Here is a 15,123-nt window from a genome sequence, read left to right as displayed (position 1 = left end):
TCGGCACTCATCGCGGTCAGTCATCTGTCGATCCCTCGATTCAGGAGCTGAGTTGTTTCAGTGGCTATCGACGCGATTGCTGTCTCTCTTTGTCTCATTGGTTGCTGCGGTGAGCTCTGTTCGAGCCCCCGCACCCTTTCGGGGGATACAAACCGTCTCGAGTGATGAGATCACTCGACAGTCAGCGGCTGAACGTACCATCCGGCGCAGGGACAAGTCCCGTCCGGATCTCGAGGTCGACACGCCGCAGATGCTTGCAGCCGTCATCTAACAAATCCTTTCCCGTAGAAAGAATAATAAGTGACTGATTAGATATCCTATCCAAGACACATATGGGAATGCAAGACATAAGCGATGACACAGAACGCGCTGCTGCTGCGATTCTTCGGGTCCTCGACCCTATTGAAATCATCGAGTCACTCCCTCCAACCGTCTTCCCGGTCAGTGCAAAGATACAACTTGATCGTACCAGCCGTGAGGATCATGCCTACCGTGATTATCGCCCACCAGACTACCCCGTAGAGGTTCGCGTCCCTGCTGAAGCACCCTATATCCCGGAGACGACGGTCCACTTTGACAATCCTGCAGAACGACCACCGAAAAACGCACACCCTGTGAGTACCGCTGAATTCGTTGACGGCTTGGAGGAAATTGCTAACCATCTCGAAGAAGATACTGCTACCGATCCCCAGCGACTTTATCTCACTGGGATCTGTATTGCCGAAGTTCCTTCTCAGTATCTTACGTTCGACGATGGTGCACACGCTGTGAAACCTGCACTGTATGAGGAAAACGCCGAGATGACGATTGCATATTTCCAAAAGGATAATTCGCTCAGTGCCCACAACGTTCGTGAAGACCTTGATGAGGCACTTCCTGGCGAGACTCGAACACCGCTCGAGCTTATCCGTCTCGATGAAGTGATCGCTAAACCGTCACGCCTTGGAAGGGGGACTACCCGTCGGGCGGGACGTGCTCGGTACTTTACTGAGCACGAAGCTGAAAAAGCCGGCTCAGTCGATACAACACCAGCAATTTGGCAGGTAAAACGTCTCCGTCGCCCTGGTGATGGAAGCCGTCCTCTTGAAGCCGTGCTTGATGAGTACTATCGGTTCTTACCTGGACTCGCTGAGACCGATCTCATTCGTGAACTCACTTTCGTCGGGCAGACTCGAACCGTCGAACGATTCTACGCCGAACAAGTCCTGAGCCGATGAGTCAGCAATCGAGGCCAAATCAGCCAGAAGAAGAGGGAAGCAGATCTTCCGATGATAGTGCTCCAGTTGACCAACCCCTTGTGGTTACTCCATTGGGTGGTGCCAGAGAGGTAGGTCGATCTTGTTATCATGTTCAAACGCCGGAGTTGGACATCCTCGTCGACTGTGGGCTTAATCAGGGTTCTGGTGGCCAGTTCCCGAAACTGAGGGAGATTGACGAAGGGCAGATTGACGCTGTATTCCTCACGCACGCCCATATCGATCACTCAGGTGGCCTTCCAGTACTGGAGCATCGTAATCTCCTCGCATCTGATGCACCCCTTATTACAACTCGACCAACAACTGCGCTTTGCCACACTCTCCTCCACGATTCAATTAACATCCATGAAGAGGAGACTCGCCAACAGGGCCGTGAGCAGCAATTCACTAGAGATGACGTCCACGACGTTCTTGAGCGATTTAAACCACATCGCTACGGAACCCACGCCCTCTCTCGAGATCTCCGCCGGATCGATACTCCCGCTGATATCGAATATGAACTCGGTGGAGCGGGCCATCTGCTCGGTAGTGCCTGGCTCGCAATCGAATATGGAGGCCGTCGCGTTGTGTTCTCCGGTGATCTTGGAGGTCGATCAGCGCATCTTCCTGATTGGGAGACACCCCCTCCTGCAGACACGCTCTTTTTGGAGAGCACCTATGGGGATCGTCAGCAACACCGTTCATTAAAATCGGCACGAAATCAGCTCTACCAAGAAACTCTAGATGCCGTAAAAAACGGTATTCCAGTCCTTATACCAACATTTGCTGTGGGACGGGCTCAAGAAGTGATGCAGATCTTCCGCGAGCGTTTTCCACAGGAACCGGATGATGTCCAAGAGAAACTGGAGGTTGTCTACGATGGGATGGCACGAGATGCCACTGCTGCCTATCATGCCTACTCTATTGGAGAATTTGTCAATGAAACAATCAACAACTGGCGGATGAACGCTCAGGACAACGAACCCTTCCTCCCTGACTGCGCATGGTATCCAGAAGACAATTCTGAGCGTGCCCCGATCCTTGATGGTGACAATGCCCCGATTATCGTTGCGCCATCTGGAATGCTTACTGGGGGTACCTCACCGCTGTACCTCACCGCACTTGCGGAAAATTATGATGAAGCACGTGTTTTCTTAATAGGTCACCAGGCAGATGGTACGCCGGGGAGAGTCCTTCAAGATGCTTCAGGAACCCACATAGAGGTCTCTCTTCCAGTGACGCCATTCACAGAACTGGATCTTGAGGCCGATGACAGCGGCAATACCACAGTAACGATCCCCACGTCTTGGATTCAAACAATCTCTGGCTTTAGCGGACACTGTGCCCGCCAAGTCCTCTCTGAGTTCGCACAGGATGTTGACGCAAAGCATGTTTCACTTGTTCATGGACCAAGTGCTGCTCAGAAGGAGTGCAGAAACTACCTTGATAAGAGGCTTAACGCGGATGTCGTGAGTCGGGCTACAATGGGAACGCCGATTCCCGTCTATGGTGCTTCTTCAGGGGAACTCACAAACGTTGATCTAAGTGATGGGGCTGCAACTGCTGTGACCGTTCGCCCCCGAAGCGAGGTTGATACATCTCATATTACGGACGAACTTGTCAATGACGATGAATCGAGTAACGAATTTGAAACCGAGGATCTCGAGACAGAACCGGAGGTAGAGCGGAGTACTGAGGAGCGCATCGACGCATTGGAGGAAAAAATAAAACAGCTCGAATCAGAATTGGCGGCTGCCCGGCACGAGGGCCGATGGACCGAAGGTGAACTTCGTCGTCTTATTCGCTCAGAACTGGATAGCGAGGATAGCAAGTCGACGATTACAGAGAGTGTTATTGAGGCTCCACCTGAGGAACACACACTCGATTCTCTCTTAGAAATCGATGGAGTGGGAACAAATATAATTGAGAATCTCAATGAGAAAGGCTACCAGACAATAGCTGATATCGAAAGCGCTTCTGAGTCAGATTTAACTAACGTTGATAGGATAGGCAAGAAGATCGCCACTAGGATGTTGGAACAAACGCGTACAGGGTCCTGAAAGCCATTTTGGCAACTACTTGGAAGACATTTCAGCAAGCTTCTCTGGTAGGCTTTGTAGACGAGTTTCGACGACTGATAGCGGATGCGAATCCAGAAACGCGGCCTCTTCTCGATCTACTGAACCATTTGGATAATCGATCTGAAAGTGGCAGCGGCCTAAGTCCATGTGAGTATTATCCTGATGCCATCCGCAGGAAAAGCCACGTTCTGGTTCGACCCATTGAATCCAATAGTGGTTCCAGTCCTGACGGAATATGAATTCAATTTCGACTCGAGCGGTTGTTGACCGATACGAGTGATCAAGAAACCGTTCAACGTCAACAACGGCATGAATCTCGCGAGGGCGGTTTCGAGAGGGAAGATACTGGACGTCGGAAAAATCCGGCTGTGTACTCAGCCGCTGGTGAATCCGCTGATAGACACGTCGCTTGTCGTACGGGTTTCCACCGCTAGTGAACCGTCCCATCTCAATCGGCGTGCTGGGGATGACTCGAATTTGTACCGTAATCCTGTGCAGAAAGATCGTCGTATAGCCCAAGCGCGTTGGTGAGTAGCTGGCGATGGTGCTTGTTTTCCTCCCAATAGGTAATCACTTTTCGTCGATCCCGGACCTCTTCTGGAGGGAACTCTTCTCCGAGCGATGCCTCGAGCTCCTGGAGTGAATCGACATCGTATTCGCGCTTCCACGTTGCAATCTCCGATGCGATTTCCTCAAGCTCGTCTCGAAGCTCGTCTTTCGTATTCTCGACGACAAGCTCTTGGATATGGTCGAGGTACGCTCGCATTGGATCGATCTTGTAGCGCGTATCGCCGTCTATCTCGACGGTCGTAAGCTGCCCTGCATCAGTGAGATACTCGAGTTGGGACTTCGTCGTTTCCCAGGATCCAACCTCTGCTTGCTTTTTGATCCAGTTGACCGACCTTGGCTCACGAAGTGTGAGGGCAACGGCTTCGATCCGGTCTCGAGCAGTCATCGTTTCAGTCCAGTCATCCATGGTCTTGGGAGTGGATATGCGTCCTATACACTTATAGATTGAGAGCGATTCATGATATCCGAGAGGAACAGGTTAGCGAACGAACGTGCCATCTGGAGCTGGAACAAGTCCAGTGCGGATCTCGAGGTCGACTCGGCGAAGATGCTTGCAGCCATCGTCTGGCTGGCGCTGCTCGAAATCAGGACAGGTACACGTTGTTGCCTCGATATTGACCTCGTAGGTGTTCCCGCTCTCGCTCTCGACCTCGTAGATCGGACCCACTGTCGCAAAGCGGACATCCAACTTCTCGTTCAGTGCACGGCGAGTTCGTGGGTCGTCGATCGAGTAGCCACCTGCCTCGAGGGCAGTCGCCGGCTGGGGGTTGTCGCAGGGGACGGAGAACTCGTCGCGATGGGTGCGTTCTTGGCCGCACTTTCTGCAGCGCCAGTAGCGTGTCCGATACTCGTAGCCATCAGTGAGATTGAGTTCGTACGGTGTTGGCTCTGCACCTGGAAGCCACTCGTCGATCGCGACGAGTTCATGTCCGTTCAGTCGGGCAACGTCTCCTGGATAGCTGCGATCGCGGTCGCTCGTGTACTCGTCTGTCAGTCGATCTCGATGCGAGTCGCTCTGGGTTGGTCGATCTGTACTCATTCGTGGCCTCGAGGCACACGAGTATGCGCCTCACCCACTCAGGCGCAGAAAAACCGAATGCGATCCGCTATGGGGTTCCGTCGGCAGCCTCGAATAACCGTTCCACTTCTTGGCTGAGCCAGACCTTCATGTCGTCACGGTTCTCGTGCTGTTTGAGATTGATGGCGTCTGTGTTGCCTGCCTGTCGGACAAAAGCCGACAGCAATCGAGTTTGTAGTGCTCGAGGGAGAGATCGGGCCGATTCTGTCTGAGACTACCGTCATTCTCGGACAAGGTTCTCCGTGCGTTCGAAGATAACATGACTACTTTGACCTAACAAACCGATTACGATCAATCGAAGCGTATATTGTTCGGGTTATTTGAAGTCGTCTAGTGTTTTCTCTCGATCATCTGCAGTAAAATACTCTGCAGACCACTCTGTAACGGCATCCACATCCTTGAGTAGGACCTCGGATTCAAATTCTCCTTGCAGTCGCTGATGAGTCATTGCTTTTCTCATATCCTCTAATTTATTTGGGGAAATAGAGTCAATTCCAACAGCATCCAAGACTGCTTTATTCAGCTTTTCTCTCGCATTATCTTCACCATCTAATAACAATTCTGTGGCTTCCTTTATCCGCTCTTTACTCTCTTGATCAAATTTACGGATATCTGGCACTGGAACACTTTTCAATTCATATGTCATCAACTGTAAGGCACCGTTTCCTTCCACACGTCCCCAACACTCTAAAAGGGCCGCGTAGAGACTCGAGTTCATTAACCCGATGACGACTTTTGAATCGAAATTTGGCTTGACGTGTACACAATCAACGGCATTTGTGGTGAGTGCACCTGCACGATTCCAGACAGTGAACAGACGCCACTTGAAGAATTTTGGATGGAATAGTTCAGGCGGCGTCTGCTCACCTAAATTGAACCAAACCGGTCGACTGGCACATGTACTCCGCTCATGAATTCCGTCATCTTCTCCTTCTCGCAGATAAGCAAGTAGGCCATCGTATCCATCACGCTGTAGTGCTGATTTCACTTCCTCTTCGAGATCGGTGTCAGATCCAAAGTCACGAACTCTCTGATCCACCTGCTGGACATAATCATGAACATCAAGCATGAATTTATCGGAATCTCCATTATTGAAAACAATAGAGTCCATACCCTTGATGCTCTTTACCACTGGTGAAAGGAATCGCTCGTCAATACCCCTTCGTTCAGCCTCTTCCTCATCCAGTATGAAAAATCGATTTGCCCCGGTCTTTTGTCCGTAAGAGATATCAGCAAACTCTTTGAGTGGTACAAAGTCAGTCCGCTCAATGAGGTTAATAAGCGCGAGTGGAGCATTAAGATAGTAACTCATTTTTTTGGGACCAGTTTCATGTAGATAACCTTGCCTGACTCCTACCATACGATAATTCGGCCGGTCTCTGATATCAATCGGTTCCTGATCCAAAGCCATCCCGTAAGTTACTGTCTCGTACAAATCTTCGGGTTCAATCTCTTCACGGACCCGAATGAATTTAGTTACAGTTTCTTGTCTACTCTCTTCATCTTCACAGCGTTCAACAAAGAGCAGGCATGTGTCGACAAAAGCATCTTCAAAGGCTCTCTCCGCAAAGCTAACAACAGCTTCTATCCGGTAGTGGTCAAACAAGAACTGTTGCAGATCAAGCCCATATCGTGCTGTAAGCCATTTTGGAGGAATCACATATCCCAAACGACCTCCTTCTTGGAGGAACTGGGTTCCTTTTGTGATGAAATAAACATAAGCATCACTTTTCTTGCTGATCTTTTTCGATCCATCAAGATACGGTGATCGATTAGTGGGACCAAACTCCGAGAGATGAGATCGGAATGCAGCTTTGTCTGGAATGTTCTTATTCCGAATGTATGGCGGATTACCGATAACTCCATTAAAATATCCTAACTCTTCAGTGGATTCCTCATCCAACCGAGCTGATGCGAGTTTTGCCGTCTCTGGATCCAGATTAAAAAACGAAGTATGGTAAGCGTGAATCCGATCAATTCTCTCTTCAATATTCTGGCTGGCCAGATTGAGTGCTGTCAAATGCAACGGGAATTTGTTGATGTCAACAGAAGTAATTAAGTCAACTATATTTTGATGACTTAATTCAGGGTATTGATGTCTGATTTCGTTATATATCTTAACAGGGAACGTTCCGCTACCGGATGCCGGATCCAAGATACGGGGCTCTTTTCCTTTCGAATTTGCATCCAAAACCCACTGCGAAACGGCTTCGGCGATCGTGGGAGGTGTATAGTACTGTCCCAGTTTTTTTCTTTCTCCTTCTGGGATCAGTTCTTCAAAGATATCTCCTAATAGGTCTTCATTTATACCTGATATTTTTCGCTGTTCAATACTCTCGGTAAGAGACTGAATATGCTCAAGAGTTTTCTTATTGTCGGGAAACTCATCAAATATCTCGGAGTTATTGAAGATTGGCTTATAATCTATCTGTTCTATGATGTCGTCGAAACGGCGTCTGATGTGTTCCGCGAGGAAATCCAAGCTGGAGGGTCCAACAAGAGAGTCAAGCTGGTTTCCATCATTAGTCTCGATTGGAGACGGTGTCTGTTCGCGGACTACTTCGTAGAATAAGATCTTATTAGTCAATAGATATGCGTGCTGCTTCGCGGCAATCTCAAATTGTTCGTCTTGATCTAAGTTAGAATAGTCATTTTCGTTAATCCAAGAATCAACGATATTGATGAACTTCTCATTGCTCCCATACTTCTGTTTGGCTAACTCTTTGTAAGCTGGCCAAATAGCCGAGTGAAATGTTCGCAGGAGGCCAACTATTCGTTCTGTTTCCTCCTGATTAGGTAGTTTACCCTTCTGAAATAAGTGGTCAACTGCCGACAATAACTGTGGGACAAATCCATTTAGAGTAGCATCTGAAAGAGAGATATCTCGTAGATTCGCGTAGTTATATGGGATCTGCTTAATGTTTATTTGGCCGTCATAATTGAAGAGATAGAAGTCTTTAGAGTTACAGGTAGCGAAGAAATCCGCGCCAACGTCTCTTGCATAATCACGAGCTTGTTTTACAACTTCCTTGTCATATGGTGAAATATCATCACGCTTAACCTCAATTACTAAACTACCTGTGATATTGCTTTCTATATGAATATCTGCTCGTCGTCCTTCGATATTTTTTTCGATTGAGACACTATCGAACTTCGTATCGTTGTTTTCGACATACCTGAAGAGGCCTGAATAGAATAGACTATGGAATTTCTGCTCTGGATCAGATGGCATCGGTTATGTCTTACGTCCAAATTCAAACCTGATAAAAGGTATGAAGTCGCAGGAGAGTCAGGTGACTAATGAGGTTTTTGATGGCCATTGATATTAGTGAGCAGCTTTGATTGTAGGTAATAGGCCAAATATACATGACTGATCTTTCGATAGTTAATGTGGTGGGTGGAGGAGCTCTTGGTCGAGAATTACGTCTCGAAGAGGCATACGCAGATTTCCCCCATGATGATCTCGAGTACAATGCTGAGGATTTTTCTGGTTTGATAATCCGCTATCATGAACCAAAAGGGACGGTCACATTGTTCTCCAGTGGAAAATACAGTATAGCAGGGGCGAAATCAGCTACTGAAGCATGGGAAGTGAACTCGAAGTTTGTCCATCAGATGGAAGAGATGCTGGAGAGTGCAATCCCCGGTTCAAGTTTTGAGATTCGATATATTGTGGGGAAGTCAGATCTCGGCTATGAACTTGAACTGAGCCAGATAGCGATCGCGCTAGGCTCTATGGAAACAGAATATGAACCAGAACAATTTCCTGGATTGTTTTATCAACCAACTGAAGAAGATTGGTTCTGTGTATTGTTCTCTTCTGGAAAGGTAGTCTATAGTGGTGTAAAGAACCGCGAAGAGTTAGAGTCCGTCCACAAATCAATCCAAGCCAAGATTCGGAACTTGTTCGACCAGTGAACTTGCAGTTCTAATATTCCAATACAATAGTAGTGGTTAATGAATAGAAATGCGTAAAAGGTGTTCAAATATCTTTAGACAATCGTTCGGGCTTGTCAATGAAATTTCCCACGTCCCGTATCAGTCCGCGTCACCCGCACTGGCTGATCCTTCACGTTGCCCTCATCGTTGACCAATCCAAGCACCCGAAGCTCGCTCTTCGGGAGCACAACATCGCCCGACGTACGATCAACTTGTACCAACTGATGGATCGGCATGGCTATGTTTTGAACTGATCCTGAATCTGTTTGAATATTTGTCTCACCAGTACGAGGCTACGGTATTCCCGACCGTTATCACTCGCTTGAGAGGCCCATCTGAGCATGGGTGCAAATAACCCGCCACTGACTGACGAGAAGACTCTCGACGACGTTTATCATAACCGGAATCTCCTTACAGCCGAGTTCGAGGATCAGCCAGAATCCAATAAGTAGGCACTTTACGCAGTGGTTGGCCTGTTTTTCTACCAGGAAGAGACTTAAGTAGTGAAGTCCCCCCCCCATCATTGCAGGTGGAGAATCGACAGAAGGCGTCGGGTCACCCGGTACTCTTATTAACGATGGACCGTTAGGACTGGTTGCCAGTGGAACGGTGGGGCGATTGTTGTTTTCCCCACCAAACCCCGACGTTGAGTAGCCGAGCTGCCGTTTTTGGTTCGCGAATCAGACACTTTTACCCCGCGCTGATCCCCACGAAACCAGTATAAAAACCCTTCCGGTACCGGAGTGAAAGTGAAAGTATTACTCAGCACCCTCTGGGGGCTAAACAAGGCCCCCCGGGGGGTCGGTTTTCTACCTAACTCACCTCTAATTCTCATTCGGTGGACTTTTAAGCACCTGCGAAACATTTTTATCGCAGACTACCCTACCCGAAATCGGGTTGGTTACCCACCGTTCCACTGGCAACCTCCGCTCACCGCGATTCCGCGGAAGGAGGTCGGCGGAAATAACCACGACCGGAGCGTGAGCCGAGCGACGGCGATGACCGGTACGTGCCCGCCCCTCAATCGGACCCGCTCTACTACGGGTTCCGAGTGACAACTCTGTCACTCGCGAACTCGCAGAAGGGCCGTCATAGCGGCGACTGCAGTACCCCGGTCGGCCCAACGTCTCCGGGTTAAAGGAGGCAGGTGATCGAACATGAGTGACGATCCCACTAATGGTACGACTGCAGTTGTAGAGCTCGACGACCTCGCTGAGTCCATTCAGAGCGCTCAGGACATCATCGAGTCCGTCGAAGAAGACATTCCCGCAAATGCCCTCGTCGACCTCGAGACCGTCGAGGACGACGTGGAGGCTCTGGAAGACGCCGTAGAGCACGCCGACGGATCGCTTCCCGACGGCTTCGAAGCGGACGTCCAGGCCACGCAGGACAACATCAACGACCTGCAGGAGACACTCGCGACCGGCGGCGCCGACCCCGACCTCTTCCGCGAGGTCGAGGACCTCGAGGACACCATCGAGACCATCGAGGACCGCGCCGTCGACGCACGCGACCGCTACGGCGTGAAGGTCGACAATGAGCCTGTCGAGTTCTTCGACGAGGACACCCCGACCGCCGAGACCATCCTCGGGCGGTTCGGCAAGAACACCGACGACGCACTTGTCGAGGTCGGGACTGAGAACACCTACAGCGGCGACGACGAGGTGGACCTCAGCGACCCCGGCGTCGAACGGTTCAACAGCGAGCCCCGCACTCCAGGTAACTCCTGACATGGCCGTCGACGAAGACCAGACCGCCACGGAGGTGGGCGACGGCGACGGGCATGGGGGTAACTACAACAAGTCGTGCCCGCTACCGCCGGCCACCGTCCCGGATGAGAATCTGGACGACGACTTCCAAGGCGCAATGCACGCGCTCCAGCGCGAGCGCGACAGCGAGCACGGGCAGCCGACCGTCGCGGAGACGTACGGCAACCAGGCGCTCATCTGGCTCGGCGAGTACGAGCTCCACGCGTACAGCGAGCGGTGGGACGACCCCACTGCGGACCTCTATATCCTCGTCGACCAGTCGTTCGACGGCAGTGACCCGCACTGGGTGATGATGACGCCCTCCGTCACCGTCGACGATCAGGACGCCGGCGACATCCAGTGCCGTAATGCGTTCACCAAGCCGGGCGACAGCCACTACGACAAAGTCGAGAAGGTCCTAGAGGTCGCCGACGAGGAAAGCGCGATAGCGTTCAGTTGGAGGTGGTCGAACATGAACCGGCAGCCCGAACGGATGCGTGACCTCGCCGACGCCCACAGCATCGTGCAGTACCTCCTGCGGCTGGACGAACCGGAGGGGACAGCATGAGCGGACGCGACGACGCGCTCCCCGAGCTGTACCCCGTTCGGGAGGCCGAGGAGTTCCACGTCGCCATCACCCAGGACGTCAAGCAGACGCTGTACGGCCACCTCCGACCGGAGTACGCCGACCGGGAGCCGGAGGGGTCGGAGCACCAGCCCGACCGCTACGAGCAGGGCGTGATCGCGACGCTCACGCGTAGCACCGGCGACTCCCGGGTCACGTACATCGTCGAGGACGTCATCCCGCCGGAGACCGACGACGACGTCCACATCCGAGACGGGAGTCTGAAGCTCAGCCCGGCGTACCGGGCGCGAGCGAAAGAGGGAATCGAGCACGACCCGCGGAAGGGCATCGCGTACTTCCACTCCCACCCCGGATGGAGCGCGTATCCTTCCAAGCCAGATTTGGAGGCCGACCCGATGCGGCTGGAGTCCGACGCCGAACTCCTGGGCGCCGACCGCCCGTTCGGCGCCGGCATCATCGCTAGCCGACCGCGGCGGGAAACCGGGGAGCCGGAGTGGAGCTTCCGCGCCTACGACTTCACCGGCGGCACACCGCCGGAGAGGACGGATGCGACCGCCATCCGCGTCCTCGGTGCCTCCCTGGTCGAGAGGGTCCGGGATGGGCCGTATCTCGAGAAGCTCTCGACCGCGTTCAGCGCGCAGGGCCCGGCCGGTCCCGGCCTCGGGACGGGCACGGTCGCCCATGACAGCACGCTGGAACTGTGGGGTGAGCGCGGGCAGGCCCGGCTCAGCGGCATCCGCGTCGCCGTCGTCGGGTGTGGCGGTGTCGGGTCGCTGCTCGCCGAGCAGGTCGCACGCCTCGGCGTCGGCGGCGCCGTGTTCGTCGACTTCGACCACCTTAAGGAGGCGAACCTGAACCGCGCCTACGGCGCGTCTCCCGAGGACGCCCGGTCGAACGTCCGGAAGTCCGAGCTCGCTCGTGAAATCGCGGAGAAGGCCGCGACCGCGCCTGGCTTCCAGGCGCGAGCGGTCCACGGGAGCGTCGTCGAGCGCGGGAACGACGACTACAGCGCGCTCGGCGCGCTCCTGGACTGCGACGTAATTCTGAACGCTGCAGACCCCCATTGGGTCCAGAAAGTCATCGACCGGCTGGCGTACGCCCACCTCATTCCCGTTATCTCAGGGGGGACACACCTCCGCGTCGACGAGGAGACCGACGAACTCGCATCGGGCGCGCGGTCCACAGTCGAGACCGCAGGCCCGGACCTAGCGTGTCTCCACTGCCTCGAGGCGTGGAAGCAGGGCGACCGGAGTTCCGGCGTCGTCCGGGATCGCCAGCCGCCGCGAGACAGGGCTGACAACGGTGGGCTCTACGTGCAGCGGGAGCCCGGCGAGGCCGACGACGGCAGCGACGAGTTGCGTGACCCGAGCGTTGTGACGACGAACGGCATGGTGGCGTCGCTGATGATGGAGCGGCTCCATGCACTCATCGTCGGGACATCGACGTCGACGTTCGCGGGGCGCCAGATCTACCGGCCGAGTACGGGCGAGATGAAATGGCTGACGACGGACGGCGACCGCCGTACCCGCTGTAAGGAAGACTGCGAGAAGGCCCGGACGGTCGGGCTTGGCGACTATGTCGACCTCGATACGGGTGAAGATCACGATCTGCGCGTTGAAAATCCAGACGTCCGCTGATCGGGGACTACTCCCCTGCATTTTGCGCGGCTCAACGTCGTACCCGACGAGGCGGTCAGCGGCCAGCTACCAGGCACGTTCGGCGAGCGCGGGATCGGCTTGCTCGTAGTGGACCGAGAACTCGGTCAGTGCGACGGCAATCAGGGGGCCGTCTCGACGACCGTCGGATGACATCGCCGGCGCTGGCCGCGTCTTCGTACTTAAATCCGTAGAGATTTTCAGGGTGTTCGACACCTCAAGACATTAACCCGACGAGGGTTCGTCTGAAACGGGCTTCACTAAGCTCTTCACCCCAACACACCCCCTGGGGGTACACGTTGTCAGAATCCGATTCCCGAATATGCACACGAGCCGCGACTTGTCGTGTGCACGTTGTCAATTTGGGGATTCCGAAGTAAACGTCCTGTCTGTGTCTATTTAGACGATCTGCCTACGTATCGATGTTGATCTCTCTTGAAAAAGCTGGGTTCGTGTGTACGAGTTGTCTCAGAGCTGCTGCTGAAGGTGACTAATCTCGGTACCGAACATATCAATGTCCGATCGGCGACTAGGGGAGCGCGACGAGTACGTCGCGGACCTGGGTGAGCGGCTGTTCGCGAACCTCAAGATCCGACAATGGCTGCTGGTTACTCCTCGTGATCACGCTTCTGGACGACGAGGGTACCATCTTCCGCAATGATCTCATAATCGAAGCTCAGACCATCGTTATCCGAGAGCCTAATCCGGTCACACTCGCCGACGAGGTCGCCGCCGTCAATGTAGTAGCCGTCCGAAGTGATGTCTTTCACACGCTCGCCAGCCGTCGAAGCTCGCGGATCGTTCTGTAGCTCGTATAAGCCCTTGTGGATCTTCTCGACGTGACCACCCATCATAAGATCGCGTAAGCGCGACGAGACCAACTGCCGGCTCTCGTTAGTTTGGTCTGCGAGGTAGCTTGGCGTTGCGCGGCCTTCGGCGAGCTTGTCAAGGATCGATTCGTGCAGCGCGTCCAATTCGCTCTGATCCATAGTTGCTACGCTCATTCGCGTATCACATGCGTATTACGGTGACAATTGCAAAATACGTTGCGGTCAGAAACAACGTTTACATTTACAACGTGAATGTTAAGTGCCTATGGCGCATACTCCAGAATAGAGACGCAGGGTGGCTCGGGAGAATTCCCGGCCCGGTGCTGGAACACCGGACCTGTGTCCCAAGGTAAGGACAATGAGTGTTCAACCGCGAACCCACGAAACGGTTTCGGAAGCACAGACTACCGACCCACGTGCCGACTACATCTCCGTCGGTATCGACAACGAGGGCGCACACCACGTCTACCGGACGACCGACGAGTCCGTGCACGTTATCGAGAACGGCGAGCGCACCGTCCGCTACGACCTCGAGGATGTCGAGAAGACGATCGACGACTGGATCGACTACATCGCCGACCGTCGCGGCGGCTTCGAAGTGCAGTACCTGTTCAAGACGATGGCTGATGCGATCGTCGGCGCTGTCGAGGTGGGCGACCAATGACGTTCGTCAACGATCACGAAGCTGTCGCAAAGCGTGCCGAACAACTCGAGCGCGAAGGCGCTCGCGAGATGCGCCTGCGAGCGGAGTCCCGCGCCGTCGCCGGCTACGAACCAGGCGACATCGAAGCGACCGACGGCTCAGAGATCATTATCGCCGACGACGATACCCAAGCTAATACTCTCAAGATCAAAGACGGAATTCTACTCGCCGATGCCGATGACGACCCATGTCTTGCAACCGACGGCGGCTGTGACCAGTCCACCGAACCGACCGTCGAATTCGTGTTCGAGTACACGACGATCAACGGCCGTCGCAGACGGGTGATGGTTGTCCCCGATACCGGTGGCGAAGCCTGGTGGATCGAACACGAACGCCGCAATAGTACGTGGAGAGAAACTGGTCGCGAACCGATTACCGAAGTCGATCTTCACGTACAGGGACGGCCCAGAGATCACGATTCCAGTGAACTCGAGCATCAGAGACAGTCTGCCGTGCCCGATGGCGGCCACATGAACCGTGAGACATTCCTCACGGAGCAGAGACATTACTGCGATATCTGCGAGTGTCCGTTCGACTCGCTCACCAAGCTGGCAAGCCATGACTGTCGACTTCAACCCGAGGGTGGCTAACTGATCCAGCAAACCATCTCGGGATCGCGTTGACTTATCCAGCGCAGTAGACCATACTCCGCCACTCGACCCGGAGCCACCAATCCCCGGTAGACCGACACCGGACTT

12 protein-coding genes are annotated in these 15,123 nt (G+C 53.6%); 8 read left to right on the top strand and 4 right to left on the bottom strand.

Features of this window, described 5'->3' with window-relative positions:
• Positions 1–332: 332 nt before the first annotated feature.
• Positions 333–1,217, top strand: coding sequence for a hypothetical protein (locus RBH26_RS14500; protein ID WP_306759093.1), 885 nt, complete (start codon positions 333–335; stop codon positions 1,215–1,217).
• A complete protein-coding gene (locus RBH26_RS14495; RefSeq protein ID WP_306759092.1) occupies positions 1,214–3,295 on the top strand; it encodes an MBL fold metallo-hydrolase in 2,082 nt (693 codons plus the stop codon). Before RBH26_RS14500 ends, RBH26_RS14495 begins: the two co-directional genes overlap by 4 nt.
• A gap of 469 nt (positions 3,296–3,764) precedes the next feature.
• On the opposite strand, the gene RBH26_RS14490 is transcribed toward RBH26_RS14495, so the two are convergent.
• The 3 genes from RBH26_RS14490 to RBH26_RS14480 form a co-directional block, all read right to left on the bottom strand.
• On the bottom strand, positions 3,765–4,292 hold the full coding sequence (locus RBH26_RS14490; protein ID WP_306759091.1) for a hypothetical protein: 528 nt from the start codon (positions 4,290–4,292) through the stop codon (positions 3,765–3,767).
• Between the two features lie 72 nt (positions 4,293–4,364).
• Entirely contained in the window at positions 4,365–4,925 is a 561-nt protein-coding gene (locus RBH26_RS14485; protein WP_306759090.1) for an SWIM zinc finger family protein, read from the bottom strand.
• Between the two features lie 355 nt (positions 4,926–5,280).
• A complete protein-coding gene (locus tag RBH26_RS14480) occupies positions 5,281–8,196 on the bottom strand; it encodes an N-6 DNA methylase (RefSeq protein WP_306759089.1) in 2,916 nt (971 codons plus the stop codon).
• Between the two features lie 134 nt (positions 8,197–8,330).
• On the opposite strand from RBH26_RS14480, the gene RBH26_RS14475 reads away from it, so the two are divergent.
• The 4 genes from RBH26_RS14475 to RBH26_RS14460 all read left to right on the top strand — a co-directional run bounded on the left by RBH26_RS14475 (position 8,331) and on the right by RBH26_RS14460 (position 12,874).
• The gene (locus tag RBH26_RS14475; protein WP_306759088.1) at positions 8,331–8,882 is read left to right on the top strand and encodes a TATA-box-binding protein; all 552 of its coding nucleotides are present in this window, start codon (positions 8,331–8,333) and stop codon (positions 8,880–8,882) included.
• Positions 8,883–10,060: 1,178 nt separating this feature from the next.
• A complete protein-coding gene (locus tag RBH26_RS14470; RefSeq protein WP_306759087.1) occupies positions 10,061–10,633 on the top strand; it encodes a hypothetical protein in 573 nt (190 codons plus the stop codon).
• A 1-nt stretch (position 10,634) separates the two neighbouring features.
• Complete coding sequence (locus tag RBH26_RS14465; RefSeq protein WP_306759086.1) at positions 10,635–11,219, top strand: hypothetical protein; 585 nt, start codon at positions 10,635–10,637, stop codon at positions 11,217–11,219.
• Entirely contained in the window at positions 11,216–12,874 is a 1,659-nt protein-coding gene (locus RBH26_RS14460) for a ThiF family adenylyltransferase (protein WP_306759085.1), read from the top strand. The genes RBH26_RS14465 and RBH26_RS14460 overlap by 4 nt, the downstream gene beginning before the upstream one ends.
• A gap of 626 nt (positions 12,875–13,500) precedes the next feature.
• Here the strand turns inward: RBH26_RS14460 and RBH26_RS14455 are convergent.
• A complete protein-coding gene (locus RBH26_RS14455) occupies positions 13,501–13,881 on the bottom strand; it encodes a hypothetical protein (RefSeq protein WP_306759084.1) in 381 nt (126 codons plus the stop codon).
• Between the two features lie 199 nt (positions 13,882–14,080).
• On the opposite strand from RBH26_RS14455, the gene RBH26_RS14450 reads away from it, so the two are divergent.
• On the top strand, positions 14,081–14,386 hold the full coding sequence (locus RBH26_RS14450; protein WP_306759083.1) for a hypothetical protein: 306 nt from the start codon (positions 14,081–14,083) through the stop codon (positions 14,384–14,386).
• Positions 14,383–15,015, top strand: coding sequence for a hypothetical protein (locus RBH26_RS14445; protein ID WP_306759082.1), 633 nt, complete (start codon positions 14,383–14,385; stop codon positions 15,013–15,015). Before RBH26_RS14450 ends, RBH26_RS14445 begins: the two co-directional genes overlap by 4 nt.
• The last annotated feature ends 108 nt before the right edge of the window (positions 15,016–15,123 follow it).

The sequence above is a fragment of the Natronolimnohabitans sp. A-GB9 genome (assembly GCF_030848565.1).
Classification (GTDB): domain Archaea; phylum Halobacteriota; class Halobacteria; order Halobacteriales; family Natrialbaceae; genus Natronolimnohabitans.
The sequence above is the reverse complement of the archived record's forward strand: the minus strand, read 5'-3'. Positions and strand labels throughout refer to the sequence as shown.

Bases quoted from the DNA above. Each gene is read 5' to 3' on its own strand.
- RBH26_RS14445 (WP_306759082.1), top strand. From the start codon at position 14,383: ATGACGTTCGTCAACGATCACGAAGCTGTCGCAAAGCGTGCCGAACAA.
- RBH26_RS14450 (WP_306759083.1), top strand. From the start codon at position 14,081: ATGAGTGTTCAACCGCGAACCCACGAAACGGTTTCGGAAGCACAGACT.
- RBH26_RS14485 (WP_306759090.1), bottom strand. From the start codon at position 4,925: ATGAGTACAGATCGACCAACCCAGAGCGACTCGCATCGAGATCGACTG.
- RBH26_RS14500 (WP_306759093.1), top strand. From the start codon at position 333: ATGGGAATGCAAGACATAAGCGATGACACAGAACGCGCTGCTGCTGCG.
- RBH26_RS14460 (WP_306759085.1), top strand. From the start codon at position 11,216: ATGAGCGGACGCGACGACGCGCTCCCCGAGCTGTACCCCGTTCGGGAG.
- RBH26_RS14475 (WP_306759088.1), top strand. From the start codon at position 8,331: ATGACTGATCTTTCGATAGTTAATGTGGTGGGTGGAGGAGCTCTTGGT.
- RBH26_RS14495 (WP_306759092.1), top strand. From the start codon at position 1,214: ATGAGTCAGCAATCGAGGCCAAATCAGCCAGAAGAAGAGGGAAGCAGA.
- RBH26_RS14480 (WP_306759089.1), bottom strand. From the start codon at position 8,196: ATGCCATCTGATCCAGAGCAGAAATTCCATAGTCTATTCTATTCAGGC.
- RBH26_RS14455 (WP_306759084.1), bottom strand. From the start codon at position 13,881: ATGGATCAGAGCGAATTGGACGCGCTGCACGAATCGATCCTTGACAAG.
- RBH26_RS14465 (WP_306759086.1), top strand. From the start codon at position 10,635: ATGGCCGTCGACGAAGACCAGACCGCCACGGAGGTGGGCGACGGCGAC.
- RBH26_RS14490 (WP_306759091.1), bottom strand. From the start codon at position 4,292: ATGGATGACTGGACTGAAACGATGACTGCTCGAGACCGGATCGAAGCC.
- RBH26_RS14470 (WP_306759087.1), top strand. From the start codon at position 10,061: ATGAGTGACGATCCCACTAATGGTACGACTGCAGTTGTAGAGCTCGAC.